Source organism: Streptomyces sp. NPDC049813, assembly GCF_044465085.1.
Lineage (GTDB): Bacteria > Actinomycetota > Actinomycetes > Streptomycetales > Streptomycetaceae > Streptomyces.
Window position 1 is genome coordinate 56224 of record NZ_JBITLI010000023.1, and the last position, 25589, is coordinate 81812.

The 25589-nt window shown below is 70.8% G+C and carries 26 protein-coding genes; 6 read left to right on the forward strand and 20 right to left on the reverse strand.

Going from position 1 to position 25589, the window contains the following annotated elements; all coding sequences use genetic code 11:
• Window positions 1–95: 95 nt before the first annotated feature.
• The 4 genes from ACIBW6_RS33210 to ACIBW6_RS33225 form a co-directional block, all read right to left on the reverse strand.
• Complete coding sequence (locus ACIBW6_RS33210; RefSeq protein ID WP_399066322.1) at window positions 96–2702, reverse strand: ATP-binding protein; 2607 nt, start codon at window positions 2700–2702, stop codon at window positions 96–98.
• A 250-nt stretch (window positions 2703–2952) separates the two neighbouring features.
• Window positions 2953–3276 carry an STAS domain-containing protein gene (locus ACIBW6_RS33215; RefSeq protein WP_399066324.1) on the reverse strand — a complete coding sequence of 108 codons (324 nt, stop codon included), beginning with the start codon at window positions 3274–3276 and terminating at the stop codon, window positions 2953–2955.
• Between the two features lie 168 nt (window positions 3277–3444).
• On the reverse strand, window positions 3445–4296 hold the full coding sequence (locus ACIBW6_RS33220; protein WP_399066326.1) for a 3-hydroxyacyl-CoA dehydrogenase family protein: 852 nt from the start codon (window positions 4294–4296) through the stop codon (window positions 3445–3447).
• Between the two features lie 161 nt (window positions 4297–4457).
• Entirely contained in the window at window positions 4458–5108 is a 651-nt protein-coding gene (locus ACIBW6_RS33225) for a TetR/AcrR family transcriptional regulator (protein ID WP_399066328.1), read from the reverse strand.
• 82 nt (window positions 5109–5190) lie between these two features.
• Between ACIBW6_RS33225 and ACIBW6_RS33230 the strand changes: the two genes are divergently transcribed.
• The 3 genes from ACIBW6_RS33230 to ACIBW6_RS33240 are packed head-to-tail and all read left to right on the forward strand — an operon-like array spanning window position 5191 to window position 7320.
• Window positions 5191–5973 carry an ABC transporter ATP-binding protein gene (locus tag ACIBW6_RS33230; RefSeq protein WP_399066330.1) on the forward strand — a complete coding sequence of 261 codons (783 nt, stop codon included), beginning with the start codon at window positions 5191–5193 and terminating at the stop codon, window positions 5971–5973.
• A gap of 5 nt (window positions 5974–5978) precedes the next feature.
• Complete coding sequence (locus tag ACIBW6_RS33235) at window positions 5979–6734, forward strand: ABC transporter permease (protein WP_399066395.1); 756 nt, start codon at window positions 5979–5981, stop codon at window positions 6732–6734.
• Between the two features lie 13 nt (window positions 6735–6747).
• A complete protein-coding gene (locus tag ACIBW6_RS33240; protein WP_399066333.1) occupies window positions 6748–7320 on the forward strand; it encodes a cob(I)yrinic acid a,c-diamide adenosyltransferase in 573 nt (190 codons plus the stop codon).
• Here ACIBW6_RS33240 and ACIBW6_RS33245 read toward each other — a convergent pair.
• On the reverse strand, window positions 7317–7868 hold the full coding sequence (locus tag ACIBW6_RS33245; protein WP_399066336.1) for a hypothetical protein: 552 nt from the start codon (window positions 7866–7868) through the stop codon (window positions 7317–7319). The two genes, ACIBW6_RS33240 and ACIBW6_RS33245, sit on opposite strands and share 4 nt — an antisense overlap.
• A gap of 160 nt (window positions 7869–8028) precedes the next feature.
• Here ACIBW6_RS33245 and ACIBW6_RS33250 point away from each other — a divergent pair, with 160 nt between their 5' ends.
• From ACIBW6_RS33250 to ACIBW6_RS33260, 3 genes are all read left to right on the forward strand, one after another.
• On the forward strand, window positions 8029–9219 hold the full coding sequence (locus ACIBW6_RS33250; protein ID WP_399066339.1) for a sensor histidine kinase: 1191 nt from the start codon (window positions 8029–8031) through the stop codon (window positions 9217–9219).
• Window positions 9216–9860 carry a response regulator gene (locus tag ACIBW6_RS33255; RefSeq protein ID WP_399066341.1) on the forward strand — a complete coding sequence of 215 codons (645 nt, stop codon included), beginning with the start codon at window positions 9216–9218 and terminating at the stop codon, window positions 9858–9860. Before ACIBW6_RS33250 ends, ACIBW6_RS33255 begins: the two co-directional genes overlap by 4 nt.
• Window positions 9861–10043: 183 nt before the next feature.
• Entirely contained in the window at window positions 10044–11906 is a 1863-nt protein-coding gene (locus tag ACIBW6_RS33260) for a glycosyl hydrolase family 18 protein (RefSeq protein ID WP_399066343.1), read from the forward strand.
• An 89-nt stretch (window positions 11907–11995) separates the two neighbouring features.
• On the opposite strand, the gene ACIBW6_RS33265 is transcribed toward ACIBW6_RS33260, so the two are convergent.
• From ACIBW6_RS33265 to prfA, 15 genes are all read right to left on the reverse strand, one after another.
• Window positions 11996–12451 carry a DUF2550 domain-containing protein gene (locus ACIBW6_RS33265; protein ID WP_399066346.1) on the reverse strand — a complete coding sequence of 152 codons (456 nt, stop codon included), beginning with the start codon at window positions 12449–12451 and terminating at the stop codon, window positions 11996–11998.
• A 149-nt stretch (window positions 12452–12600) separates the two neighbouring features.
• Window positions 12601–12975: a F0F1 ATP synthase subunit epsilon gene (locus tag ACIBW6_RS33270; RefSeq protein ID WP_356492660.1), complete on the reverse strand. Its 375-nt coding sequence runs from the start codon at window positions 12973–12975 to the stop codon at window positions 12601–12603.
• Between the two features lie 112 nt (window positions 12976–13087).
• Window positions 13088–14524: a F0F1 ATP synthase subunit beta gene (gene atpD / locus ACIBW6_RS33275; RefSeq protein WP_399066349.1), complete on the reverse strand. Its 1437-nt coding sequence runs from the start codon at window positions 14522–14524 to the stop codon at window positions 13088–13090.
• Window positions 14524–15447: a F0F1 ATP synthase subunit gamma gene (locus ACIBW6_RS33280; RefSeq protein ID WP_399066352.1), complete on the reverse strand. Its 924-nt coding sequence runs from the start codon at window positions 15445–15447 to the stop codon at window positions 14524–14526. The genes atpD and ACIBW6_RS33280 overlap by 1 nt, the downstream gene beginning before the upstream one ends.
• A gap of 20 nt (window positions 15448–15467) precedes the next feature.
• A complete protein-coding gene (gene atpA / locus ACIBW6_RS33285; RefSeq protein ID WP_399066354.1) occupies window positions 15468–17060 on the reverse strand; it encodes a F0F1 ATP synthase subunit alpha in 1593 nt (530 codons plus the stop codon).
• Window positions 17061–17172: 112 nt separating this feature from the next.
• Window positions 17173–17988 carry a F0F1 ATP synthase subunit delta gene (locus ACIBW6_RS33290; RefSeq protein WP_399066397.1) on the reverse strand — a complete coding sequence of 272 codons (816 nt, stop codon included), beginning with the start codon at window positions 17986–17988 and terminating at the stop codon, window positions 17173–17175.
• Between the two features lie 2 nt (window positions 17989–17990).
• On the reverse strand, window positions 17991–18545 hold the full coding sequence (locus ACIBW6_RS33295; protein WP_399066356.1) for a F0F1 ATP synthase subunit B: 555 nt from the start codon (window positions 18543–18545) through the stop codon (window positions 17991–17993).
• Window positions 18546–18586: 41 nt separating this feature from the next.
• Window positions 18587–18838, reverse strand: coding sequence for a F0F1 ATP synthase subunit C (locus ACIBW6_RS33300; protein ID WP_111668288.1), 252 nt, complete (start codon window positions 18836–18838; stop codon window positions 18587–18589).
• A gap of 80 nt (window positions 18839–18918) precedes the next feature.
• Window positions 18919–19740: a F0F1 ATP synthase subunit A gene (atpB, locus tag ACIBW6_RS33305; protein ID WP_399066359.1), complete on the reverse strand. Its 822-nt coding sequence runs from the start codon at window positions 19738–19740 to the stop codon at window positions 18919–18921.
• Window positions 19741–19965: 225 nt separating this feature from the next.
• The gene (locus tag ACIBW6_RS33310; protein WP_399066362.1) at window positions 19966–20403 is read right to left on the reverse strand and encodes a hypothetical protein; all 438 of its coding nucleotides are present in this window, start codon (window positions 20401–20403) and stop codon (window positions 19966–19968) included.
• Between the two features lie 262 nt (window positions 20404–20665).
• Entirely contained in the window at window positions 20666–22006 is a 1341-nt protein-coding gene (locus ACIBW6_RS33315) for an MraY family glycosyltransferase (RefSeq protein WP_399066364.1), read from the reverse strand.
• Between the two features lie 170 nt (window positions 22007–22176).
• The gene (locus ACIBW6_RS33320; protein WP_399066367.1) at window positions 22177–22842 is read right to left on the reverse strand and encodes a protein-tyrosine-phosphatase; all 666 of its coding nucleotides are present in this window, start codon (window positions 22840–22842) and stop codon (window positions 22177–22179) included.
• Entirely contained in the window at window positions 22839–23486 is a 648-nt protein-coding gene (locus tag ACIBW6_RS33325; RefSeq protein WP_399066369.1) for an L-threonylcarbamoyladenylate synthase, read from the reverse strand. Before ACIBW6_RS33325 ends, ACIBW6_RS33320 begins: the two co-directional genes overlap by 4 nt.
• Before the next feature lie 56 nt (window positions 23487–23542).
• Complete coding sequence (prmC, locus tag ACIBW6_RS33330; protein ID WP_399066399.1) at window positions 23543–24382, reverse strand: peptide chain release factor N(5)-glutamine methyltransferase; 840 nt, start codon at window positions 24380–24382, stop codon at window positions 23543–23545.
• A gap of 70 nt (window positions 24383–24452) precedes the next feature.
• Window positions 24453–25529, reverse strand: coding sequence for a peptide chain release factor 1 (gene prfA / locus ACIBW6_RS33335; RefSeq protein ID WP_399066371.1), 1077 nt, complete (start codon window positions 25527–25529; stop codon window positions 24453–24455).
• Window positions 25530–25589: the final 60 nt, after the last annotated feature.

Here is a 25589-nt window from a genome sequence, read left to right on the forward strand (position 1 = left end):
GCCGAAGCCCTGAGGCGACGGAGCCGCGGTCGCGTCCGCTCATCGACCGAGCGGACGCGAGCGCGGCTCCGTCGCGTGCGGGCTTCCTCGCCCCGTCAGATCACGGGAGCGCTGCTGTCCGGCCCGCTCGCGGCCGGGGAGCCCGAGATGCTCGCGGTGACCGGGCTGCTGGCCGAGTCGGAGGTGTCAGGGACCGCGGGTCCCGTGGACGGATCGGTCGGCGTCGTGGTCGAGGGGTCCGGGTCCGGCTCAGTCGTGCTCGGGTCGGGGTCGCTCGGCGTCGCTGACTTGGTCGGGGATTTGGTGGGCGACTTGGTCGGTGATTTCGAAGGCGACTTGCCGGGCGACGTCGCCGGGTCGTCCGGCTCCTTCGATCCGCTCGGGCCGTCCGACGGGGTCCCGCTCGACGACGCCGACGGCGTCGGATCGTCCGCGGTGCCCGCGATCCCGTCCGCCCCCGGATCGGTCGGCCCGGGCACGGCTCCGCCGCCCCCGCTGGTGCCCCCGCCCGGCTCGGCGGGATCGGCGTCCGTGTCCCCGCCGTCCCCGCCGCTCTCCCCCGCCGTCGCCGACGGGCCCGTGCCGACCTTGCCGGACGACGGATCGTCACTGTCCGACGTGGCGCCGAGCGTCACGACCGTGCCGAGGACGGCGACGAGCAGCGCGCCCGCGCCGGCCGCGACCAGATTGCGCCGGGTCCCGCCGAGCAGCGACCGGCGCGTGGACGCCTTGGCGCCGACCACCGTCGGGGCCGGGACGGGAGGCTGCCGCCGGGTCACCACGGTGTCCGGTTCGTACGGCGGCACGAGCAGCGGGAAGGGGGCCGGTACGCCCGCGGGCGGCGTCGCCCGCTCCTCGTGCACGGCCGCCGGCACCTCCGGCACCTCCTCGGCGCCGAGGAACTGCTCGAAGGGCACGGCGCCGCCGGAGCGGTCCGCGACCAGGGCGAGGGCCCGGCGTCCGGCGATCGTGCCCCGCTTGTCGGCCAGCGCGCCGCGCAGCCCGATGGAGGCCTCCAGCTCGGCGCGGGCCCGGTCGAGGTGGCCGCCGAGCAGCGCGAGGATGCCCAACTCGTGGTGGAAGTAGGCCTCTTCGGGGACGTCTCCGGCCCGCCGGGCCGCTTCCTGCCCGGCGCGCAGCGCACGCTCCCAGGCGCCCCAGGCGAGCCCCGCGGCGAACGCGGGCGCGGCGGCGCGGGCCAGCTCGACGGCGAGACTGGTCTCGTCCTCGGCGGGCGGTGTCGTCACCGGGACGAGCACGGCGAGCGCGGCGAGCAGCGCGTCGCACTCGGCGGCGACGCGCTCGGGGCCGACCGAGGGGTGCCCGGCCCACCAGGTGTAGTGCCGGGCGGCGTCGCGGGCGTGCTCGACGAGGTCGTCGGCGTACCCCGCGGCCTCCAGCTGGATCTGCACCCCGGAGGCGAGGCGGTAGCGCCCGCCGACCGCGGTGACGAGCGCGCAGGAGGCCAGCTCGGCGAGGGCCGCGTCGGCGTGCGTGTCCCCGACGAGCGCGGGCAGGTGCGCCTGGTGCGGGAGTTCGCCGCCGAGCGCGACGGCGAACCGCAGGGTGGTACGGGCCGACTCGCTGAGCCGGGAGGCGAGCAGCGCGGCGGGCGCGGCCCCGTCGGCGAGGGAGGGCAGCGGGACGTCCTGGCCGTCCTCGGGGCCGTAGGGCACGTCGGCCGGATCGGCTCCGGTCTCCTCGTGGGTGCCGAACGCGTCGAAGGTGTCGGGGGCGGCGCGGAGCACGTCGCGCTGGCGCAGCAGGGCGCCGGCCTGGGCGAAGCGCAGCGGCAGCCCCTCGGACTCGAACCAGAGGTCGCCGGCCCACTGCGCCTCGTCGTCGGTGAGGACGCGGCCGACGGCCCGCTCCAGCAGCTCCAGGCTGCCGCCGCGGCCGAGCCCGCCGAGGAGGACCTCCTCCACCTGGGCGTCGGCGGCCGGGGCGGGGACCTCGGGCGTCGCCGCCAGCAGGTAGGCGCATTCGGGTGTCGCGTCGAGGAGTTCGTCGAGTGCGGCGCCGCCGAACTCCAGGTCGTCGAGGACGACGACGGCGCCGATCTCGTGGACCAGTTCGAGCAGCAGGGCGCGGTCGGGGCGGTGCAGCGGGGCGTGGTAGACGGCGCCGAACAGGTCGTACAGGACGTCGGTCACCGTGCGCCGGTGTCCGGAGAGCCGGATCACGCCGTCGGGCGCGATGCCGGCGCAGTCCTCGGCGATCTGGTCGCACAGCGCGGTGCGCCCGGCGCCGGAGGGGCCGGTGAGCCGGACGGAGCGGCCGCGGGCCAGGGACCGGGTGAGCTGCTCGCGCTCCTCCTGGCGCTCCAGGAGCGGCAGCCGGGGCAGTGCGGGCCCGGGCGGCAGCGGCGGCCGGGCCGCGCGGGCCAGTTCGGCGCGCTCGGCTGCGTCGTGCTTGGCGGGGCGGCCGGGGCGCTCACTGGGCGGGCAGGGTTCGATCTCGCTGCCGTCGACGGGGTTCACGGTCAGCAGGTGGTCGCCGGAGACGAGCTGCGCGGTGCGGGCGAGCGCGGGCGACGGCTGGCTGAAGCCGGGCGTGCCGGCGCCTCCCCTGCCCGAGGGGAGGTGAGAGCTCGGGGACGGCTCGCGCGCCGGGCGCGGGCGGCCGCCGCTCACGGACGTGTCGTCCTGGCGGTCCTGGCGGTCCTGGCTGAAATCTTCCGGTCCCTGGTGCATCGGGTCCATGGTCAAAGCCCCCAAAAGCGTGGTGCCCCTTGCCCCTCCCGGCCTGTGCACACTGCGCTGTCGCTTCTGGTCCGGTCCCCGCGTGGCGGGTTCGACATTCCGCGGGCGACCGAACCCTAGACCTTCGCACAGTATCTACGAACACTCGGGGTCCCGCGCCGCCCGAGACGTCACAGTCTCGTGAGGATTGTGCGCACTTCCTGGGGGAACGCCTGCTTCATCCACGAAGGCAGCGCGCCGCGGGAGGGGGTCACACCCGGGGCAGCGACTCGACGCCGATGCCGCCCTCGATGGCCAGGATGCGGTGGAGCCGGGTCGCGACGAGCAGGCGCTGCATCTGGGGCGGCACCCCGCGCAGCACGAGCCGGCGTCCACAGCGGCCGGCGCGCCGGTGGGCGCCCATGATGACGCCGAGCCCCGTGGCGTCCCACGAGTCGAGTTCGGAAAGGTCGAGCACGAGGTCGCCGAGACCGTCGTCCACGGCGGTGTGCAGGACCGTACGGGCGTCCGCCGCGCTGCGGACGTCGAGGCGGCCCCCGACGACCAGCTCGACGTGGTCGCCCCTGATGTGCATATGCGCTCCCCGTGAAAGGCAGAAGTACTCGGGTACTCAGGTGGTCATGTGATCCAGGTGATCTGGGTATGTCACTGCAACTGACTGGCCGAATGGGCCAGAAGTTGCCGTCTGTGAGCGAACCGATACCGAATTCACCCCGACGGGTGACATCGCGTCAGCCATGCGTCACGCGTGCTTGTAGAAGCCTTGCCCGCTCTTGCGTCCGATGTCACCGGCGTCGACCATCCGGCGCATCAGCTCGGGGGGCGCGAACTTCTCGTCCTGGGACTCGGTGTAGATGTTGCCCGTGGCGTGCAGCAGGATGTCGACGCCCGTGAGGTCGGCGGTGGCCAGCGGTCCCATGGCGTGGCCGAAGCCGAGCTTGCAGGCGGTGTCGATGTCCTCGGCGGTGGCGACGCCCGACTCGTAGAGCTTCGCCGCCTCGACGACGAGGGCGGAGATGAGCCGGGTGGTGACGAAGCCGGCCACGTCGCGGTTGACGACGATGCAGGTCTTGCCGACCGACTCGGCGAACTCCCGGGTGGTGGCGAGGGTTTCGTCGCTCGTCTTGTGGCCGCGCACGAGTTCGCAGAGCTGCATCATCGGGACCGGCGAGAAGAAGTGCGCCCCGACGACGCGCTCGGGGTGCTCGGTGACCGCCGCGATCTTGGTGATCGGGATCGCGGAGGTGTTCGAGGCGAGCACGGTCCCGGCGCCCACGATCTTGTCGAGCGTCCGGAAGATCTCGTGCTTGACCTCCAGCTTCTCGAAGACGGCCTCGACGACGATGTCGGCGTCGGCGACCGCGTCGAGGTCGGTGGTCGTGGTGATGCGGGCGAGCGCGGCCTCGGCCGCCCCGGCCTCCAGCTTGCCCTTGCTCACGAACTTGTCGTACGACGCCTTGATGCCGTCGGTCCCACGCGTGAGGGCTTCGTCGGTGACGTCCCGCAGGACGACGTCCCAGCCCGCCTGCGCGGAGACCTGGGCGATGCCGGATCCCATGAGACCGGCTCCGATGACGGCCAGCTTCCCTGCCACGTGCGACTCCCTCTCACCGCGTACCCACATACCGCGCGGACCCCTGTTTACGTTGCTCTTTTGCGGACCCTAGCGTTCGTGAGGGGCCGTGTGACCGCATAGAGATGCGCGTCACGTCTCGAATGACGGACATCACACCGGTACGGGCCCGCCGGTGGCCATCAGGCGCCGCGCACGGCGTAGTTGAGCACCTTTTCGCTCAGCAGTTCCTCTGTCGCGTCGAGCACGTCGAGCATCTCGCGGGAGACCGCCTCCGGGGTGCCGCCCGCCAGCATGCGCCGCCCGATGGTCGCCATGACGGTCTGGTGCACCCAGCCGATCTGACCGGCGATCAGGTCCGGCAGCGGGTCGTCCGCGGCGGCGCCGGTCTCCTGGCGCAGCGTCCCGGCGAGGTTGTCGTGGACCTCCTGCTGGATGGCCCAGAGGCGGGAGCGGAGCGCGGGGGCGGCGTGCACGACACGCATGAAGTCGCTGTAGCCCGCCATGAGCCCGACGCGCGGGGAGACGGCCTCGATCTCCTCGCGCAGCTCGCGCAGGACGGCGCGGGCCGCCGACTCGCCCGGCGCCCGGCCGCGCACCCAGCGGGACATCCGGTCGACGACGCCCTTGGAGCGGTCGAGGAAGAGGTCCTCCTTGGCCGGGAAGTAGTTGTAGACCGTGTTCACGGAGACGTCCGCGGCGTCCGCGATCTCGGCGACGGTCACCGCGTCGAAGCCGCGGTCCAGGAAGAGCCCGGTCGCCACATCCGAGATGTACTGCCGGGTCTGCCGCTTCTTGCGCTCCCTGAGCCCTTCGGGACGTGCCTCTGCCATGACCTGATCCTAGCCAGTGACTGGCCTCGCTGAAATTTTGGAGGCGTTGCAAAATTTCAGTGACTCTGTTTTTCTGGCCCGTATGCCAGTCATCAGCGCGTCCGGGCTCGCCCGGACCTTCCAGACCAAGCAGGGCCCCGTGGAGGCCGTCCGCGGTGTCGACCTGCGCGTCGCGCCCGGCGAGATCCTCGGCTTCCTCGGCCCGAACGGCGCGGGCAAGACCACGACCCTGCGGATGCTCATGACGCTGCTGCCGCCCACCGGCGGCGCGGCCACCGTCGCGGGCCACGACCTGGCCGGCGACCCGGCGGGGGTGCGCGGCGCCGTCGGCTACGTGGCCCAGTCCGGCGGCGTCGACCCGTCGGTCTCCGTCCGCGAGGAGCTGGTCACCCAGGGCCGCCTCTACCGCCTGACGAAGCCACAGGCGCAGGCCCGGGCCCGCGAGTTGGCCGCCGACCTCGGTCTCACCGGACTGCTGGACCGCAGGACCGGCGCGCTCTCCGGCGGCCAGCGGCGCCGCCTCGACCTCGCCATGGGGCTCACCCACCGCCCGGCCGTGCTCTTCCTCGACGAGCCGACGACCGGGCTCGACCCCGGCAGCCGCGCCGACCTGTGGGAGCTGGTGCGCGACCTGCGCGACCGGCACGGCACGACCGTCTTCCTCACCACGCACTACCTCGACGAGGCCGACGCGCTCGCCGACCGGATCGTCGTGGTCGACCGGGGCGCCGTGGCCGCCGAGGGCACCCCGGACGCGCTGAAGCGCACGTACGGCGGGTCGGCGCGGGCGACGCTCCAGGACACGTTCCTGGCGATCACCGGTCGCGGTCCCGCGGCCGCGGACCCGGCCCCGGTGGCGGTGTGAGCACGATGACGAACCTGGCCTCCGACACGCTGCTGATCTTCGGGCGGTATGCCCGGCAGACCCTCTCCTCGCGGTTCCAGATGCTCTTCGGCGTCCTGATGCCGCTGCTCTACCTGCTCTTCTTCGGCCCGCTCCTGACCGGCCTGCCGCTGAGCGCGGCGGGCAGCTCCTGGCAGGTCCTGGTCCCCGGACTGCTGCTCCAGCTCGGGCTGTTCGGCGCCGCGTTCAGCGGTTTCGGCATCATCCTGGAGCAGCACAGCGGCGTCATCGAGCGGATGTGCGTCACCCCGGTCAGCCGCCTCGCGCTGCTGCTCGGGCGGGTGCTGCGGGACACCGCGCTCTTCCTCTTCCAGGCGGTGCTGCTGGTGCTCGCCGCGCTGGTGATGGGGTTGCGGGCGCCGGTGGCCGGGGTGCTGATCGGCTTCGGCTTCGTGGCGCTCCTGACGGTCTCGCTCGCCTCGCTGTCGTACGCCCTCGCGTTCCGGGTCCGGACCCCGCAGGAGTTCGGACCCGTGGTCAACGCGGTCACCATGCCCACGATGCTGCTCTCCGGACTGATGCTGCCGATGGCGCTCGCCCCCGGCTGGCTGGACGCGCTCTCGCACGTCATGCCGGTGCGCTACCTGGTGGACGCGATGCGGGACGCGTACGTCGGCCGGTACGCGACGGCGCACATGCTGTACGGGGCGCTGGCGGCCATGCTCTTCGCCGCGCTCACCGTGACGGTGGGCACACGTGTCTTCCGCACGGCCGGAGCCTAACTACGCTGGCCGCATGGTCAATCTGACGCGCATCTACACCCGTACCGGAGACAAGGGCACCACGGCCCTCGGCGACATGAGCCGCACCGCCAAGACCGATCTGCGGATCTCGGCCTACGCGGACGCCAACGAGGCCAACGCGGTGATCGGCACCGCGATCGCCCTCGGCGACCTCGGCGAGGACGTCGTCACGGTCCTCACCCGCGTCCAGAACGACCTGTTCGACGTCGGGGCCGACCTGTCGACACCGGTCGTGGCGGACCCGCAGTACCCGCCGCTGCGCGTGGAGCAGTTCTACGTCGACAAGCTGGAGGCGGACTGCGACCGCTTCAACGCGGAGCTGGAGAAGCTGCGGTCGTTCATCCTGCCCGCCGGCACGCCCGGGGCGGCGCTGCTGCACCAGGCGTGCACGGTGGTGCGGCGGGCCGAGCGCTCCACCTGGGCCGCGCTGGAGGTGCACGGCGAGACGATGAACCCGCTGACCGCGACGTACCTCAACCGCCTCTCCGACCTGCTGTTCATCCTCGCGCGGACGGCGAACAAGGAGGTCGGGGACGTGCTGTGGGTACCGGGCGGCGAGCGCTAGCGCGCCCGGGCCCGGTCGGCCGGGGTCTTCTTCGGGAACAGGGTGTAGCTCAGCGCGATGACCACGTTGACGGCGATCACGACGAGCATCCGCTGCTGCCAGGCCCGCAGGGAGCCGGTCGAGCCGTCGTCGCCCACGTACCAGACCGCTGCCTGGAGCAGGGCCATGGCGATCAGCGAAGCCAGCGTCCAGAGCCCGGCGAGGCGCCACTCGTGCAGCGCGCGCCGCGTCCCGTACCCGGGCTTCGCCGGGGGCGGGCCGCCCGCGAAGCGGTGGGCGACGCGGACGTCGACCCACGTGATCGTGGCGTGGCCGAGGGCGACGGTGTACCCGATGTAGACCGCGGCGAGACCGTGCCGCCAGTCGGGCTCCGCGCCGTTCTTGAGGTCGATAGCGGTGACGACGAACAGCAGCACCTCCAGCAGGGGCTCGCACAGCAGCACCGCCAGGCCCGCCCGCGGCATCCGCGCCCAGTAGCGCAGCGCGAGACCGGCGGCCAGCAGCACCCAGAAGGCGATCTCGCAGACGACGATCAGCGTGACGATCACGGTGGGCTCCTCTCCCTCCCCTCCAGCGTCGCCGCCGCGGGCGCCGTGATCGTCGTCGCCGGTGACGAGGTGCGGCTGCATCCTTCGATGTAGCCGCGGGCCTGGCGGCCTCCTCCCCCGGCACCGTGCCCGGCCCCCGCCGGACGTGTTGGATGGAGCCATGCACCCGCTGCCGCCCCGCCCGCACCGCGACGACGTGCGCATCGCCGTCGCCGGGCTGCTCGGCGGTCTCGCGCTGTGGGGCATCGGCCTCGGTATGAACACCGGGCGCCCGCTGGACGGCGCCTGGCTGCTGCTGCCGCTCGTCGCGATGTCCGCCCTGGAGCTGGTGCGCCGCACCCGGCCGCGGTGCGCGGTGGCGCTGGGCACGCTCGTCCTGGTCGCCGACCAGTTCACCGCGGGCAGCCTGGCGACGGTGCTGATGTACACCGACCTGATGTACGCGGCCGTCGTGTACGGGACCCCGGCCGCGGCCCGGCGCCTCCCGGTCTCCACCGGTCTGGTCACGGTCGCCGCCACCCTCGGCTTCCTCGCCTGGTGGCGGCAGCCGGAGGCGGTCCTGGTCGGCGTCATGACCGGGCTCGTCTCCTTCGGTCCCGCGGCGACCGGCGCGCTGGTCCGCGGCCACCGGGACCGGGCCGCCGACGAGCGGCTGCGAGCCCGGCAGACCGCGCTGCTGGCCGAGATGGACCGGAGCCAGGCGGTGGTGGCCGAGCGCGCCCGGATGGCGCGTGAGCTGCACGACATGGTGGCCAACCACCTGTCGGCGATCGCCATCCACTCCACGGCCGCGCTCTCCATCGACGAGCCGGCCACCACCCGCACCGCCCTGGAGACCATCCGCGAGAACAGCGTCGACGGGCTCGCCGAGATGCGCCGCCTGATCGGCATCCTGCGCGACTCCAGCGGCGACACCGAACCGGCCGCCGCACCCACCCTGGACGGTCTGGGCGCGCTCGTGGAACAGTCCCGCGCGAACGGACTCGACGTCGCGCTCACCCTGACCGGCCCGGCCGGCGGGCTGCCCGCGCCGGTCGGGCTCGCCGCCTACCGCATCGTCCAGGAGTCCCTGACGAACGCGCTCAAGCACGCCGCGGCCGGCCACGTCACCGTCACGGTCCGCCGCCACGGCGAGCACATCGAGGCATGCGTGAGCAGTCCGTACGGCGACCGGGACGGGCCGCGCGCCCCCGGTTCCGGCGCCGGCCTGGTCGGCATGCGCGAGCGCACGGCGCTGCTCGGCGGCACGTTCGAGGCGGGCCCGGTGCCGGACGGCGCCGGCGGCACCATCTGGCGGGTCCTGGCCACCCTGCCCCTCGACGTCCCCGCACCCGGAGGAGGACCCGCGTGATCCGCGTACTCGTCGCCGAGGACCAGAGCGCCGTCCGGGCGGGGCTCGTCCTGATCCTGGGCAGCGCCCCCGACATCGAGGTCGTCGGCGAGGCCGAGGACGGCGAACAGGCGGTGGCCCGGGCCCGCGAGCTCCGGCCCGACCTGGTCCTGATGGACATCCAGATGCCGCGCCTCGACGGCGTCGCGGCCACCCGCGCGGTGGTCGGCGAGGGTCTTGCGGACGTCCTGGTGCTGACCACCTTCGACCTCGACGCCTACGTCTTCGGCGCGCTGCGGGCGGGCGCGGCCGGGTTCCTGCTGAAGAGCACCGACGCGAAGGACCTGATCGAGGCGGTGCGGACGGTGGCGCGCGGCGAGGGGCTGATCGCGCCCGCCGTGACGAGGCGGCTGATCGCCGAGTTCGCCGCGGGCGCCGACCGGGCGCGGCCGCGGCCCGCCCCGCCGGGGTTGGCCATGTTGACGCGGCGCGAGCGGGAGGTGTTCGACCGGCTCGGCGAGGGGCTGTCGAACGCGGAGATCGCGGCCCGGCTCGACATGGCGGAGGCGACCGTGAAGACGCACGTCAGCCGGTTGCTGGGCAAGCTGGAGCTGCGCAGCCGGGTGCAAGCGGCGGTGCTGGCGCAGGAGTTGGAGCGGTAGCGGTTCCGGGGGCGCGCGGCAGGTTGGCCGAAAGCCGTAATTGGTTTAGACCTTGACCGCTGGTCCAGACCTTTCTATTCTCGCCGCACTGCGGTGAGCACATCCCCCCACTCCGGTGCTCACGGGCGTCGCAGGGTTCCGTCCCCCGTCAAGCGAACCCAGGACCACCCGAGGGAGCACTCCATGCGCTCAAGTGACGTACCCCGACGAAGACTGCGGCACCGAACCACCGCTGCGCTGACCACGCTGCTGCTGCCGGCCGCCGCCCTGGTCGGCCTCGCCACCCCGTCCCACGCCGCCGCCGAGGCCACCGCGGTCACGGCCACGTACGCCAAGACCCAGGACTGGGGCAGCGGCTTCGAGGGCAAGTGGACCATCAAGAACTCCGGTACCACGGCGCTCAGTTCCTGGGCCGTCGAGTGGGACTACCCGGCGGGCACCAAGGTGACCTCGGCCTGGGACGCGACCGTCACCAACTCCGCGAACCACTGGACCGGCAAGAACCTCTCCTGGAACGGGTCGCTCGCCCCCGGCGCCTCCATCTCCTTCGGCTTCAACGGCTCCGGCTCCGGCGCCCCCACCGGCTGCAAGATCAACGGCGCCTCCTGCGACGGCGGCGACGTGCCCGGTGACGCGGCTCCCTCGGCGCCCGGCACCCCGACCGCCTCCGCCATCACCGACACCTCGGTCAAGCTCTCCTGGTCGGCCGCCACCGACGACAAGGGCGTCAAGAACTACGACGTCCTGCGCGACGGCGCCACGGTCGCCACCGTCACCGGCACCACGTACACCAACACCGGGCTGACCGCGGGCACCGACTACTCGTACACCGTCCAGGCCCGCGACACCGCGGACCAGACGGGCCCGGTCTCCGGCGCCGTGAAGGTCCACACCACTGGCGGCGGCACCGACCCGGGCAACCCGGGCACCGGGGGCAAGGTCAACCTCGGGTACTTCACCGACTGGGGCGTCTACGGCCGCCAGTACTACCCGAAGAACCTGGAGACCTCCGGCTCGGCCGCGAAGGTCACGCACATCAACTACGCCTTCGGCAACGTCCAGGGCGGCAAGTGCACCATGGGCGACTCCTACGCCGACACGGACATGGCCTACACGGCGGCCAACTCCGTCTCCGGCCAGGCCGACACCTGGGACCAGCCGCTGCGCGGCGCCTTCAACCAGCTCCGCCAGCTGAAGGCCAAGCACCCGAACCTCAAGATCCTGTGGTCCTTCGGCGGCTGGACCTGGTCCGGCGGCTTCGGTGAGGCGGCGAAGAACCCGGCCGCGTTCGCCGACTCCTGCTACAACCTGGTCGAGGACCCGCGCTGGGCCGACGTCTTCGACGGCATCGACATCGACTGGGAGTACCCGAACGCCTGCGGCCTGACCTGTGACACCTCCGGCCCGGCCGCGCTGAAGGGGCTCACCTCGGCCCTGCGCGCCAAGTTCGGCACGAAGAACCTGGTCACCGCCGCCATCACCGCCGACGGTTCGGCCGGCGGCAAGATCGAGAAGACCGACTACGCCGGCGCCGCCCAGTCCCTCGACTGGTACAACGTGATGACGTACGACTTCTTCGGCGCCTGGGACGCCAAGGGCCCGACGGCCCCGCACTCCCCGCTCACCTCGTACAACGGCATCCCGCAGCAGGGCTTCACCTCCGCCGACGCCATCGCCAAGCTGAAGGCCCAGGGCGTCCCCGCGGCCAAGCTGCTGCTCGGCATCGGCTTCTACGGACGCGGCTGGACCGGCGTCACGCAGGACGCGCCGGGCGGCACCGCGACAGGGCCGGCCGCCGGTACGTACGAGCAGGGCATCGAGGACTACAAGGTCCTCAAGACCAAGTGCCCCTCGAACGGCACCATCGCCGGCACCGCGTACGCGCACTGCGGCTCGGACTGGTGGTCCTACGACACCCCCGCGACCATCAACTCGAAGATGAGCTGGGCGAAGTCGCAGGGGCTCGGCGGGGCGTTCTTCTGGGAGTTCTCCGGCGACACGTCCAACGGTGAGCTGGTGAGCGCGATCGACTCCGGCCTGAAGTAGCCCGACCGGGGTTCACAAAGACTGAAGCCGGGCCGGTGGGAACGCCCCCCACCTGCTCGGCTTCTTCCATGCCCAGGACCCGGGAGCGGTTACGCCACGTTCACCCGCTGGCCGGGCGGCGCCGCCTCCAGCCAGGCCAGGAATCCCGTCAGCGCGTCCTCGCTCATCGCGAGTTCGAGGCGGCTCCCCCGGTGCGTGCAGGCGAGGACGATCGCGTCGGAGAGGAGCGCCAGCTCCTCCTCGCCCTCCGGGGCACGCCGGCCGGTGACCTCGATGGCCGCCCGCTCCAGGATCCGCTTCGGGCGCGGCGCGTACGAGAAGACGCGGAACCACTCGATCCGGTCGCCGTTGTAGCGGGCGATGCCGTACCCCCAGCCCTTGCCGGAGGTGTCCTCCGCGTCCGGGCCGGGCGCGTCCCACCGCAGCGAGCAGTCGAAGGTGCCCCCCGAGCGCTGGATCAGCCGGCGCCGCAGCCCGAAGACAAAGAGCCCCAGCAGTACGAGTACGACGACCGCGACTACGCACAGCACGAGAACGAGGACCATCTGCACCGACCTCCTCGCTTCTCGACAGATCCAAACGCCAGATAACGGAACAGCAAAAACAGTTGTAGATCGCCTCAGCCGCGACCCGGTCCGGAGAGGGTATCTCCGGACCGAGCCGCGGCTGAGTCGCGTCTACGGGCTCGCTGGGATCAGCGCGCCGCCACCGCCCGCAGTCGGACGTCGGCACGACGCTCGGCGGACGCGTCGGCGTCCGACTGAGCGCGCTCCAGCGCCCGCTCCGCTCGCTGGACATCGATCTCGTCCGACAGCTCGGCGATCTCGGCCAGCAGCGACAGCTTGTTGTCCGCGAACGACAGGAAACCGCCGTGCACCGCTGCCACGACCGTCCCTCCTTCGCTCGTACGGATCGTCACCGGGCCCGACTCCAGCACACCGAGCAGCGGCTGGTGACCGGGCATGACGCCGATGTCGCCGGACGTGGTACGCGCGACGACCAGGGTGGCCTCGCCGGACCAGACACTGCGGTCCGCGGCGACGAGCTCGACGTGCAGCTCAGCAGCCAAGGTGGGCTCCTCGGGTCACCACCCGGCAACGCTCGCTGCCGGGTGTTGGGTCAAAGTCTAGTGGGCGTTGCGGGAGGGCCGGGACGGACCCGGCCCTCCCACGGGCACGGGGTCAGGAGACGCCGAGCTCCTTGGCGTTGGCCTTGAGGTCCTCGATGCCACCGCAGAGGAAGAACGCCTGCTCCGGGAAGTGGTCGTAGTCACCGTCGATGATCGCGTTGAAGGCCACGATCGACTCGTCCAGCGGCACGTCCGACCCGTCGACGCCGGTGAACTGCTTGGCGACGTGGGTGTTCTGGGACAGGAAGCGCTCCACGCGACGGGCGCGGTGGACGGTGAGCTTGTCCTCCTCGCCGAGCTCGTCGATACCGAGGATCGCGATGATGTCCTGCAGGTCCTTGTACTTCTGCAGGACGTTCTTGACGCGCATCGCCGTGTTGTAGTGGTCCGCCGCGATGTAGCGGGGGTCCAGGATGCGGGACGTCGAGTCCAGCGGGTCCACGGCCGGGTAGATGCCCTTCTCCGAGATCGGACGGGAGAGCACCGTCGTCGCGTCGAGGTGGGCGAAGGTCGTGGCCGGGGCCGGGTCGGTCAGGTCGTCCGCGGGCACGTAGATCGCCTGCATGGACGTGATCGAGTGGCCACGGGTCGACGTGATGCGCTCCTGGAGGAGACCCATCTCGTCGGCCAGGTTCGGCTGGTAACCCACGGCGGACGGCATGCGGCCGAGCAGCGTGGAGACCTCGGAACCGGCCTGCGTGAAGCGGAAGATGTTGTCGATGAAGAACAGCACGTCCTGCTTCTGCACATCGCGGAAGTACTCCGCCATGGTCAGGCCCGCGAGGGCCACGCGCAGACGGGTGCCCGGCGGCTCGTCCATCTGGCCGAAGACAAGGGCGGTCTTGTCGATGACGCCCGAGTCGGCCATCTCCTCGATGAGGTCGTTGCCCTCACGGGTGCGCTCACCGACACCGGCGAACACGGAGACACCGTCGTGGTTGTTGGCGACGCGGTAGATCATCTCCTGGATGAGCACCGTCTTGCCGACGCCGGCACCGCCGAACAGACCGATCTTGCCACCCTTGACGTACGGGGTGAGCAGGTCGATGACCTTGACGCCGGTCTCGAACATCTCGGTCTTCGACTCGAGCTCGTCGAAGGTCGGAGCCTTGCGGTGGATGCCCCAGCGCTCGCCCGTGTACTGCTCGTCGACGTTCAGGACCTCGCCGAGGGTGTTGAACACCTTGCCCTTGGTGAAGTCGCCGACGGGGACGGTGATGGAGGCACCGGTGTCAGTCACCTGGGCCTGGCGGACCAGGCCGTCGGTGGGCTGCATCGAGATGGCGCGGACCAGACCGTCACCGAGGTGCTGGGCGACCTCGAGCGTCAGAGTCTTCTTCTTGCCGTCCTCGGCCGGGTCGTTCACCTCGACGTGCAGGGCGTTGTAGATGTCCGGCATCGCGTCGACGGGGAACTCCACGTCGACGACCGGGCCGATGACCCGGGCGACGCGGCCCGTGGCCGTCGCGGTCTCAACAGTGGTCGTCATTACTTGTCACTCCCCGCGTTCGCGTCGGCCAGGGCGCTGGCGCCACCGACGATCTCGCTGATTTCCTGGGTGATTTCGGCCTGGCGGGCCGCGTTGGCAAGTCGGGAGAGCGTGTTGATGAGCTCTCCCGCGTTGTCGGTCGCCGACTTCATCGCGCGGCGCGTGGCGGCGTGCTTGGAGGCAGCCGACTGGAGCATCGCGTTGTAGATACGGCTCTCGACGTAGCGCGGCAGCAGGGCGTCGAGGACGTCCTCCGCCGACGGCTCGAAGTCGTACAGCGGCAGGATCTCGTCGCCCTTGGACGCCGCCGTCTCCTCCGCGACCTCTTCGAGGCTGAGCGGCAGCAGGCGGCCGTCGACCGCCGACTGCGTCATCATCGAGACGAACTCGGTGTAGACGATGTGGAGTTCGTCCACGCCGCCCTCCGCCGTCTCCTTCTCGATGGCCTCGATGAGCGGACCGGCGACCTTCTTGGCGTCCGCGTACGTGGGCTCATCGGTGAAGCCCGACCACGACTCCGCGACCTTGCGCTCGCGGAAGTTGTAGTGGGCCAGACCGCGGCGGCCGACGATGTACGTGTCGACCTCCTTGCCCTCGGCCTCAAGACGCGCCGTCAGCTGCTCGGCGGCCTTGATCGCGTTCGAGTTGAAGGCGCCGGCCAGTCCGCGGTCGCTCGTGAGGAGCAGCACCGCGGAACGGGTCGCCGTCTCCGCCTCGGTCGTCAGCGGGTGCTTGGTGTTCGACCCGGTCCCCACCGCCGTGACCGCGCGCGTGAGCTCGGTCGCGTAGGGCGTGGAGGCCGCCACCTTGCGCTGCGCCTTGACGACGCGCGAGGCGGCGATCATCTCCATCGCCTTGGTGATCTTCTTGGTCGCGGTGACGGATCGGATGCGACGCTTGTAGACCCGGAGCTGGGCTCCCATGAGTCAGGTCCCTTCCGTCGTCACTTGCCGGCGGCGGCCGGAGCGTCCTCGCCGAGAAGCTTCCCGTCCGAGGTCTCGAACTGCTTCTTGAACTCCGCGATCGCGTCCGCGACGGCCTGGAGGGTGTCGTCCGACATCTTGCCGCCCTCCTTGATGGAGGTCATCAGGCCCTGCTCCTTGCGGTGCAGGTGCTCGAGGAGCTCCTTCTCGAAGCGGCGGATGTCGGAGACCGGCACGTCGTCCATCTTGCCGGTGGTACCGGCCCAGACGGAGACGACCTGGTCCTCGGTGGGCATCGGCTGGTACTGAGCCTGCTTGAGCAGCTCGACCAGGCGCTGACCACGCTCCAGCTGCGACTTCGACGCGGCGTCCAGGTCGGAACCGAAGGCGGCGAACGCCTCCAGCTCGCGGTACTGGGCCAGGTCCAGACGCAGCCGGCCGGAGACCTGCTTCATGGCCTTGTGCTGGGCGGAACCACCCACACGGGAGACCGAGATACCGACGTTCAGCGCGGGGCGCTGACCGGCGTTGAAGAGGTCCGACTCCAGGAAGCACTGGCCGTCGGTGATGGAGATGACGTTGGTCGGGATGAACGCGGAGACGTCGTTGGCCTTCGTCTCGACGATCGGCAGACCCGTCATCGAACCGGCACCCAGCTCGTCCGAGAGCTTCGCGCAGCGCTCGAGCAGACGCGAGTGCAGGTAGAAGACGTCACCCGGGTAGGCCTCGCGCCCCGGCGGGCGGCGGAGCAGCAGGGACACGGCGCGGTAGGCGTCGGCCTGCTTCGAGAGGTCGTCGAAGATGATGAGGACGTGCTTGCCCTCGTACATCCACTGCTGGCCGATGGCCGAGCCGGTGTACGGCGCCAGGTACTTGAAGCCGGCCGGGTCGGACGCCGGGGCGGCGACGATGGTCGTGTACTCCAGGGCGCCGGCCTCTTCGAGGGCACCGCGCACGGAGGCGATGGTGGAGCCCTTCTGACCGATGGCGACGTAGACGCAGCGGACCTGCTTCTTCGGGTCGCCGGTGCGCCAGTTGTCACGCTGGTTGATGATCGTGTCGACGGCCAGGGCGGTCTTGCCGGTCTGGCGGTCGCCGATGATCAGCTGACGCTGGCCACGGCCGATCGGGGTCATCGCGTCGACGGCCTTGTAGCCCGTCTCCATCGGCTCGTGCACCGACTTACGGGCCATGACGCCCGGGGCCTGCAGTTCGAGGGCGCGTCGGCCGCTGGTCTCGATCTCGCCGAGGCCGTCGATCGGGTTGCCGAGCGGGTCGACGACGCGGCCGAGGTAGCCCTCGCCGACGCCGACGGACAGGACCTCACCGGTGCGGTGCACCGGCTGACCCTCCTCGATACCGCTGAACTCGCCGAGGACGACCGCACCGATCTCGCGCTCCTCGAGGTTGAGGGCGAGACCCAGGGTGCCGTCCTCGAACTTCAGCAGCTCGTTGGCCATGGCCGAGGGAAGACCCTCCACCTTGGCAATGCCGTCGCCGGCCACGGTGACCGTACCGACCTCCTCGCGCGAGGCCGCGTCCGGCTTGTACGCCTGGACAAAGTTCTCCAGCGCGTCCCGGATCTCCTCCGGCCGGATCGTGAGCTCCGCCATCTGGGTTCCCTGCTCTCCTTGTTGGGCCCGAAGTGTTCTTGGGGTCTGGGGTCAGCCCCCAGGAATCCTCTGCACGGCCCAACTAGGGCCGTATTCGTACGTGGTTGAGGTGTCAGCCGGCCATGCGGCGGCTGGCTTCCTCGATGCGGTCCGCGATGGAGCCGTTGATGACCTCGTCGCCCACCTGCACCTTGATCCCGCCGAGGACCGCGGGGTCCACGTCCAGGTTCAGGTGCATCTGGCGCCCGTAGAGCTTCGCCAGGGACTGGCCCAGGCGCTGCTTCTGCAGGTCGCTCAGCGGGACCGCGGTGGTGACGACGGCCACCGTGCGCTCCCGTCGTTCGGCGGCGAGCTTGGAGAGGGACTCGAGTCCCGCTTCCAGGCTACGTCCCCGGGGCGCGGTCACCAGACGCGCGACGAGCCGCTCGGTGGTGGGCCGGGCCCGGCCGCCGAGAAGCTCCCTGACCAGGTTGGCGCGGGCGGCCACCGACGCGGTGCGGTCGGTGAGCGCGGAGCGGAGCGCGGTGTCGGAGCCGACGATCCGGTCGAACCGGAACAGCTCGTCCTCGACGTCGTCGAGGTCACCGTTCTTCTGCGCCGCGGTCAGGTCCGCGGTGTCGGCCAGCTCCTCCAGGGAGTCGACCAGGTCGCGCGAGGCCGACCACCGGGAGCGGACCAGTCCGGCCACCAGGTCGACGGCCGCGCCGCTGACCTGGCTGCCGAGCAGTCGGCCCACGAGCTCGGCCTTGGCGTCGCCGGACTGCGCCGGGTCGGTCAGGACCCGACGCAGCGAGACCTCGCGGTCGAGCAGCGCGGTGACCGCGGCCAGGTCGCCGGCGAGCGCCTCGGCGGAGACCGACGTGGAGTCGGTCAGCGCGTCCAGACGCATCCGCGCGGCGACGAGTGCCTCGCGGCTCGCTCCGTGCACGGTCATCGAGCGGCCTCTGCCTTCGTCGCGGTGTCCTCGAGGCCATCGAGGAAGCGGTCGATCGTGCGCGACTGCCGGGCGTGGTCCTCGAGGGACTCGCCGACGAGCTTGCCGGCCAGGTCGGTGGCCAGCTGGCCGACGTCCTGACGCAGCGCCTGTGCGGCGGCCTTGCGGTCGGCCTCGATCTGGGCGTGACCGGCGGCGATGATCTCCTCACGCTGCCGCTGGCCTTCCGCGCGCATCTCGGCGATGAGCGTGGCGCCCTGCTCCTGCGCCTCCTGGCGCAGCCGCGCGGCCTCGTGCCGGGCCTCGGCGAGCTGAGCCTTGTACTGCTCAAGGACGCTCTGGGCCTCGGTCTGAGCGGCCTCGGCCTTCTCGATACCGCCTTCGATGGCCTCGCGGCGCTCTTCCAGAACCTTGTTGATGTTCGGGAGGAGCTTCTTGGCGAGGAAGCCGAAGACGATGACGAAGGCGATGAAGCCGATCACGAGCTCTGGGATCGGCGGGATGAGGGGGTTCTCGGACTCCTCGACCGCCAGCTGAACCAGGGGGCTCATTTATCTGCCTTCCGTCCTAAGGGGGCTGTCCGGCTGAGTGATCAGGAGGACGGGTAGACGAACGGCATGACCAGACCGATGAGGGCGAGCGCCTCACAGAAGGCGAAGCCGAGGATCTGGTTGGCGCGGATCAGACCGGCAGCCTCGGGCTGACGGGCGAGCGCCTGGGTGCCGTTACCGAAGATGATGCCGACGCCGACGCCCGGGCCGATGGCCGCGAGGCCGTAACCGATCGAGCCGAGGTTGCCCTTGATTTCGACGCCAGCGGCGAGGGTCTGCGCGAGAGCGGACATGCCGGTTCTTCCTTCTCTTTCAAGTACCGGTGGGGGTTGGCCACCGGATGTCTACGGGGTGTGGTGCGGGGTGCGGGGACTCAGTGGCCTTCGGCCATTGCGCCCTGCAGGAAGCTGCACGCCAGGAGCACGAACACGTAGGCCTGGACGGCCTGGATGAACAGCTCGAAGGCGGTCATCACGATGACCATCACGAAGGAGACGGCCGAGTACGCGATGCCGATGCCGTTGAGCATGTACCAGCTGGCGATCGTGAACAGCAGCAGGAGGGTGTGACCCGCGAACATGTTCGCGAACAGTCGCACCGTGTGCGTGAACGGGCGGACGAGCAGGTTCGAGAAGAGCTCGATCGTCATCGACAGCGGCAGCACCGCGCCGAGCGACTTGTCATAACCCGTGAAGTTCTTGAAGGCACCGACGAAGCCGTGTCGCTTGAAGGTGAGGCTCACCCACATCACGTAGACGATGGCGGCGAGCGCGGCGGGGTAGGAGATGATCGCCGTCACCGGGAACTGGGCGAGCGGGACGATCGACCAGATGTTCATCATCCACACGAAGAAGAACAGCGAGACCATGAAGGGGACGTACTTCTCGCCCTCACGCTTGCCGATCGTCTCGTAGACGATGCCGCGGCGGACGAAGTCGTAGCCCGCCTCCGCGACCATCTGGAGCTTGCCCGGGACGACCTTCGGCTTGGCGAAGGCGGCCCAGAAGAAGCCGATCACGACGACCGAGCCGAGCAGCGCCAGCAGCATCGTCTTGTCGAAGTAAACGTTGCTGGTTCCGTCGCCCCACAGGGGCTCGAACAGGAACGAGTGCAGGCCGGGAGCCGGGAAGCCACACCCATCAAAAAGGTGGCAGTCGGTCTCGAAGGCGAGCACCTGCGTCGGGTCAGCACTCACCGCGGGCTCCTTCAGCGTGGCGCATAGGTACGGCAACCTCGTTGTGTCGGCGCGGCGTGCAGCCGCGGTTCGGCACGGGACTGGTGTTACGGATGTGGGGGCGGCGGTCGGGCATCGAGCCTCGCGTTACAGCAGGCGTCAGCTCAGATGCCCGCGCCCGCGATGCCGCAGTTGGCACCGGACGATAGCAGGGTCGTGAACCCCCACTTATCCCGCCCCTACGCTTCACGACTTCGGCCCCGTCTTCTCGGGCTTCTCGCCCTTCTGCGCGTCGGGTTCGACGTAGAGGATCTTGGCCTTCATGTGGGCGCGCGTCTGCGCCGCGATCCACGCGAGGGTCGAGACGACGAGGGCGATCGCGAACGCCCTCGGGTTGAACAGGGTCGTGTCCTTGAAGAGCGCCATGAAGACGACCATGAGCAGCAACTGGGCCGCGTAGAGCATCAGGCCCATCATCTGGAACAGGTGCGGAAGCGATTTGGCGGTGCGCTCCAGGACCACGAGTCCGAGCCCCATGAAGACGATCGCCACCAGCGTCCCGACGAGCGCACCGAGGGCCCCCTTGCCGCCCGCGACCGCGGCGCTGACCACGATGGTGATCACGCCTACGGCAGCCGTGGGTACGGCGGTTTTGAGAAGGGTCCGTGCGTCGTTGGACGGCATGGCGGCAGCTCCGCTTACTGGTGGGGGCAGGGTGTCGTCATGGACGAGCGTAGTCCGGGGCCGAGAGAGGAAATCCGGGCCAAGGGACCGTCGCACTACGGTCTTTCGGCTCTATCCCCGGGTTTCGTGAACGGTATCACAAACTATTTGATGCGGTCTTTACCTAGAACGTGTGCCAACCGTCACACGTGAGGGGGAACCTGCGCGTCTGTGCGCTCGCGGGGGCAACATGTCTGGTATTGCAGCCATTTCAACTGTGTTGTCAACGTGGCGTTCCGGCTCCCCGCCGATCGGTGAAATGCGAACGCGCTCCGATCGCCGTCGCGCCGTTGATCCCCGCCGGCACCGGCGTCCGGCCCGGCTCGTCCTCGGGCGCCCCGGACGCCTCGGACGCCCCGGCGTCCTCCGGTGCCGTCGCCTCGGCGCGGACTCCCCGCCGGTACCGCGGCGGCACCAAGTGCTGGGCCCAGCGCGGGGCGTGCGGGGTGAAGCGGGGGAGCAGGAGGAGGACCAGGCCGACGAAGCTGAGGGCGACGATCGTGAGGACGACCCACATGCCGGACGCGGAGTGCACGGAGTAGGCCACCGCGCCGAAGGCGATGAGCGCCGACCAGAAGTACATGATCAGGACCGCGCGGCTGTGGGAGTGGCCGATCTCCAGGAGCCGGTGGTGGAGGTGGCCGCGGTCGGCGGCGAACGGCGACTGGCCGTTCCACGTGCGGCGCACGATGGCGAGGACGAGGTCCGCGAACGGGATCGCGATGATCGTCAGCGGCATCACGAGCGGGATGAAGACGGGGAGCATCGCGTGCGTGGTGTCCCGGGTCGAACCGCCGAGGTTCAGCTTCAGCGCGTCCGGGTCGATCTGCCCGGTCATGGAGATGGCGCCGGCCGCGAGGACGAGCCCGATCAGCATCGAGCCGGAGTCGCCCATGAAGATCCGGGCCGGGTGCATGTTGTGCGGCAGGAAGCCCAGGCACATGCCCATCAGGATCGCCGCGAAGAGCGTGGCGGGGGCCGCGGCCTCGATGCCGTAGCCGTACCAGATGCGGTAGGCGTACAGGAAGAACGCGGCGGCGGCGATGCAGACCATGCCCGCCGCGAGGCCGTCGAGGCCGTCGACGAAGTTGACCGCGTTGATCGTGATGACCACGAGCGCCACCGTCAGGAGCGTGCCCTGCCACTGGGTCAGGCCGACCGTGCCGACGCCCGGGATCGGCAGCCACAGGATCGTCAGACCCTGCATGACCATGACGCCCGCGGCGATCATCTGGCCGCCCAGCTTGATCAGCGCGTCGATCTCGAACTTGTCGTCCAGCACGCCGATCAGCCAGATCAGGGCCGCGCCGGAGAGCAGCGCCCGCGGCTCGTTCGACGAGTCGAAGACCTTGTCCAGGTTGGTCAGGTGGTCGGCGACCAGCAGGCCCGCGCACAGGCCGAAGAACATGGCGATACCGCCGAGCCGCGGGGTGGGTTCCCGGTGCACGTCGCGCGCACGGATCTCCGGCATCGCGCCGGCCACAATCGCGAACTTCCGCACCGGGCCTGTGAGCAGATAGGTCACCGCGGCCGTGATGCAGAGCGTCAGCAGGTATTCACGCACGGGCTTCCCCACAGGTATCGCTGGCCATCTCAGCCCCACACCCTAGCTTCGCGTGCTTGACGGTGGAGACTTCCGGGTAGCGACGATGGTTGCACGAGTGACGGGCCGCTGTTGTCGCGGCGCCGTACCAAGGGCGTCCCGGAGCGCCGGCCGGCTGGGACCGGGACGGGTCACTTCACGCCGGTCAGGGCGCGGACCACCGGGGCCAGCGCCTCGTTGATCTCACCGCCGACCGAGCGGAAGAAGGGCAGCGGGGCGCCGTAGGGGTCGTACACCTCGTCCGCCTCGACGCTCGGCGCGAGCAGCCACCCGCGCAGCGCCGCGGCGGCCCGCACCAGGGACCGTGCGCGGCCCACCACGCCCCCCGCGGAGCTGTCGCGGGGGTCGGGGAGGGTCGCGGGGTCTATGGCCTGCACGAGCCGCGTGAACTCCTTCAGCGTGAACGTGCGCAGGCCCGCGCTGTGGCCCATGGAGATGACCTGGGCGCGGTGGTCGCGGGTCGCGGTCAGCACCAGGTCGGCTCTTATGACGTGGTCGTCGAGGAGCTCGCGGCCGACGAAGCCGGAGGCGTCCGCGCCGAAGTCGGCCAGCACCTGCTCCGCGTTGGCCTCCATCGGTGCGCCCTCGTGGCCCCAGGTGCCCGCGCTCTCCACGATGAGCCCGCCGGCCAGCGGGTCGCCGAGGCGGTCCGCGAGGGCATGCCGGGTCAGCCGCTCGGTGATCGGCGAGCGGCACACGTTGCCGGTGCTGACGTGGAGGATGCGGAAGGAGTCGCCGGGGAGCGAGAGTCCCCCGTGATCGGTGCCTATGCCACGCCCCGTCTCAGGGGCTGTCAATTCGCCACCTCGAGGTCGGGTACGACCTTGCGCAGCTCCTCGGCGCTGAGCGCACCGGCGCGCAGCAGCACCGGGATCCGGCCGGTGACGTCGACGATCGACGAGGGGACGATGCCGGGGGTGGGGCCGCCGTCGAGGTAGACGGAGACGGAGTCGCCGAGCATCTCCTGGGCGGCGTCGCAGTCCTCCGGCGAGCGGTGGCCGGTGAGGTTGGCGGAGGAGACCGCCATCGGGCCGACCTCGTTGAGCAGTTCGATGGCGACCGGGTGCAGTGGCATCCGGACGGCGACGGTGCCCCGGGTCTCCCCCAGGTCCCACTGGAGGGACGGCTGGTGCTTGGCGACGATCGTCAGGGCGCCGGGCCAGAACGCGTCGACGAGCTCCCAGGCCATCTCGGAGAAGTCCGTGACGAGGCCGTGCAGCGTGTTCGGGGAGCCGATGAGGACGGGGCTCGGCATGTTGCGCCCGCGGCCCTTGGCCTCCAGGAGGTCGCCGACGGCCTCGGCGGTGAACGCGTCGGCGCCGACGCCGTAGACGGTGTCGGTCGGCAGCACGACGAGCTCGCCGCGGCGGACGGCGGACGCGGCTTCGCGCAGACCGGTCGCGCGGTCGGTCGCGTCATTGGTGTCGTAACGCCGTGCCATTTAGCGGGCCTCCTGCTCGAATGCCTGTACTGCGGGGATGGAGAAGTCAGAGGTGGTCACGGCATCGCCTTGCGGGCGGTGGCGAAGCGCGGCCGGTTGTTCAGGTCGGGGTGGTCGGCGGCGTCCGCCCAGCCCCGCTCCTCGGTGAAGATCCACGGCACCTGGCCGCCCTGGGTGTCCGCGTGCTCGATGACGACGACGCCGCCGGGCCGCAGCAGCCGGTGGGCGGTGCGCTCGATGCCGCGGATCAGGTCGAGGCCGTCCTCGCCGGAGAACAGCGCCATGTCCGGGTCGTGGTCGCGGGCCTCGGGGGCCACGTACTCCCACTCGGTGAGCGGGATGTAGGGCGGGTTGGAGACGACGAGGTCGACCTGGCCGTCGAGGTCGGGGAAGGCCTCCAGGGCGTCTCCCTGGCGCAGGTCGACCCTGGACCCCTCGACGTTCTTCCGCGTCCACCTCAGGGCGTCCTCGGAGAGCTCCACGGCGTGCACGCGCGAGCGCGGGACCTCCTGGGCGAGCGCGAGCGCGATGGCGCCGGAGCCGGTGCACAGATCGACGATCAGCGGCTCCACGACGTCCATGGCGCGCACGGCGTCTATGGCCCAGCCGACGACCGACTCGGTCTCCGGGCGCGGCACGAAGACGCCGGGCCCGACCTGGAGCTCCAGGTAGCGGAAGTAGGCGCGGCCGGTGATGTGCTGGAGCGGCTCGCGGGCCTCGCGGCGCGCGATCACCTCCCAGTACCGGGCGTCGAAGTCCGCGTCCTTGACGGAGTGCAGCTCGCCCCGCTTGACGCCGTGCACGAAGGCGGCGAGCTCCTCGGCGTCGTTGCGCGGCGAGGGCACGCCGGCGTCCGCGAGGCGGCGGGTGGCCTGGGCCACTTCCGCGAGCAGCACGTTGCGGGGGTTCGGGGGCCGCCCCCCAAGATGTCGCTGCACGCTGGTCCTCCGAGCTGATCTACGAGAGTTATGCGGCGGCGAGCTTCGCCGCGGAGTCCGCGTCGACGCAGGCCTGGATCACGGCGTCGAGATCACCGTCGAGCACCTGGTCCAAGTTGTACGCCTTGAAGCCGACGCGGTGGTCGGAGATCCGGTTCTCCGGATAGTTGTACGTGCGGATCTTCTCGGAGCGGTCGACGGTGCGGACCTGGCTGCGGCGGGCGTCCGCGGCCTCGCGCTCGGCCTCCTCCTGCGCGGCGGCGAGCAGCCTGGAGCGCAGGATACGCATCGCCTGCTCTTTGTTCTGCAGCTGGCTCTTCTCGTTCTGGCAGGAGGCCACGACGCCGGTGGGCAGGTGCGTGATGCGCACCGCGGAGTCGGTCGTGTTGACGGACTGGCCGCCGGGTCCCGAGGAGCGGTAGACGTCGATGCGCAGGTCGTTCATGTTGATCTCGACGTCGACCTCCTCGGCCTCGGGCGTGACCAGCACGCCGGCCGCGGAGGTGTGGATGCGGCCCTGGGACTCGGTCGCCGGGACGCGCTGCACGCGGTGCACGCCGCCCTCGTACTTCAGGCGGGCCCAGACGCCCTGGCCGGGCTCGGTCGCGCCGTTGCCGCCCTTGGTCTTCACGGCGACCTGGACGTCCTTGTAGCCGCCCAGCTCGGACTCGGTGGCGTCGATGATCTCGGTCTTCCAGCCGACGCGCTCGGCGTAGCGCAGGTACATGCGCAGCAGGTCGCCGGCGAAGAGCGCGGACTCGTCGCCACCGGCGCCGGCCTTGACCTCGAGGATGACGTCCTTGTCGTCGGAGGGGTCGCGGGGCACCAGGAGCAGGCGCAGCTTCTCGGTGATCTCCTCGCGCTGCTTCTCCAGCTCCTTGACCTCGGCCGCGAAGTCCGGGTCGTCGGCGCCCAGCTCGCGGGCGGTCTCGATGTCGTCGCCGGTCTGCTTCCAGGAGCGGTACGTCGCGACGATCGGGGTGAGCTCTGCGTAGCGCTTGTTCAGCTTGCGCGCGTTGGCCTGGTCGGCGTGGACCGACGGGTCCGCGAGCTTCTGTTCCAGATCGGCGTGCTCACCGATGAGGTCCTCGACGGCCTCGAACATCTCCGGCTCCTGCGTGTACGGGGTGCTGGGTCATACCACGGGCAGAAAATAGGGGGTGCA

Excerpts from the sequence above, each read along its gene's own strand:
- ACIBW6_RS33225 (WP_399066328.1), bottom strand. The coding sequence starts at position 5,108 with ATGGCAGAGGCACGTCCCGAAGGGCTCAGGGAGCGCAAGAAGCGGCAG.
- ACIBW6_RS33260 (WP_399066343.1), top strand. The coding sequence starts at position 10,044 with ATGCGCTCAAGTGACGTACCCCGACGAAGACTGCGGCACCGAACCACC.
- ACIBW6_RS33325 (WP_399066369.1), bottom strand. The coding sequence starts at position 23,486 with ATGGCACGGCGTTACGACACCAATGACGCGACCGACCGCGCGACCGGT.
- ACIBW6_RS33295 (WP_399066356.1), bottom strand. The coding sequence starts at position 18,545 with ATGAGCCCCCTGGTTCAGCTGGCGGTCGAGGAGTCCGAGAACCCCCTC.
- ACIBW6_RS33215 (WP_399066324.1), bottom strand. The coding sequence starts at position 3,276 with ATGCACATCAGGGGCGACCACGTCGAGCTGGTCGTCGGGGGCCGCCTC.
- ACIBW6_RS33240 (WP_399066333.1), top strand. The coding sequence starts at position 6,748 with ATGGTCAATCTGACGCGCATCTACACCCGTACCGGAGACAAGGGCACC.
- prfA (WP_399066371.1), bottom strand. The coding sequence starts at position 25,529 with ATGTTCGAGGCCGTCGAGGACCTCATCGGTGAGCACGCCGATCTGGAA.
- ACIBW6_RS33300 (WP_111668288.1), bottom strand. The coding sequence starts at position 18,838 with ATGTCCGCTCTCGCGCAGACCCTCGCCGCTGGCGTCGAAATCAAGGGC.
- atpA (WP_399066354.1), bottom strand. The coding sequence starts at position 17,060 with ATGGCGGAGCTCACGATCCGGCCGGAGGAGATCCGGGACGCGCTGGAG.
- ACIBW6_RS33210 (WP_399066322.1), bottom strand. The coding sequence starts at position 2,702 with ATGGACCCGATGCACCAGGGACCGGAAGATTTCAGCCAGGACCGCCAG.
- ACIBW6_RS33310 (WP_399066362.1), bottom strand. The coding sequence starts at position 20,403 with ATGCCGTCCAACGACGCACGGACCCTTCTCAAAACCGCCGTACCCACG.
- ACIBW6_RS33230 (WP_399066330.1), top strand. The coding sequence starts at position 5,191 with ATGCCAGTCATCAGCGCGTCCGGGCTCGCCCGGACCTTCCAGACCAAG.
- atpD (WP_399066349.1), bottom strand. The coding sequence starts at position 14,524 with ATGACGACCACTGTTGAGACCGCGACGGCCACGGGCCGCGTCGCCCGG.
- ACIBW6_RS33280 (WP_399066352.1), bottom strand. The coding sequence starts at position 15,447 with ATGGGAGCCCAGCTCCGGGTCTACAAGCGTCGCATCCGATCCGTCACC.
- ACIBW6_RS33250 (WP_399066339.1), top strand. The coding sequence starts at position 8,029 with ATGCACCCGCTGCCGCCCCGCCCGCACCGCGACGACGTGCGCATCGCC.
- ACIBW6_RS33235 (WP_399066395.1), top strand. The coding sequence starts at position 5,979 with ATGACGAACCTGGCCTCCGACACGCTGCTGATCTTCGGGCGGTATGCC.
- ACIBW6_RS33265 (WP_399066346.1), bottom strand. The coding sequence starts at position 12,451 with ATGGTCCTCGTTCTCGTGCTGTGCGTAGTCGCGGTCGTCGTACTCGTA.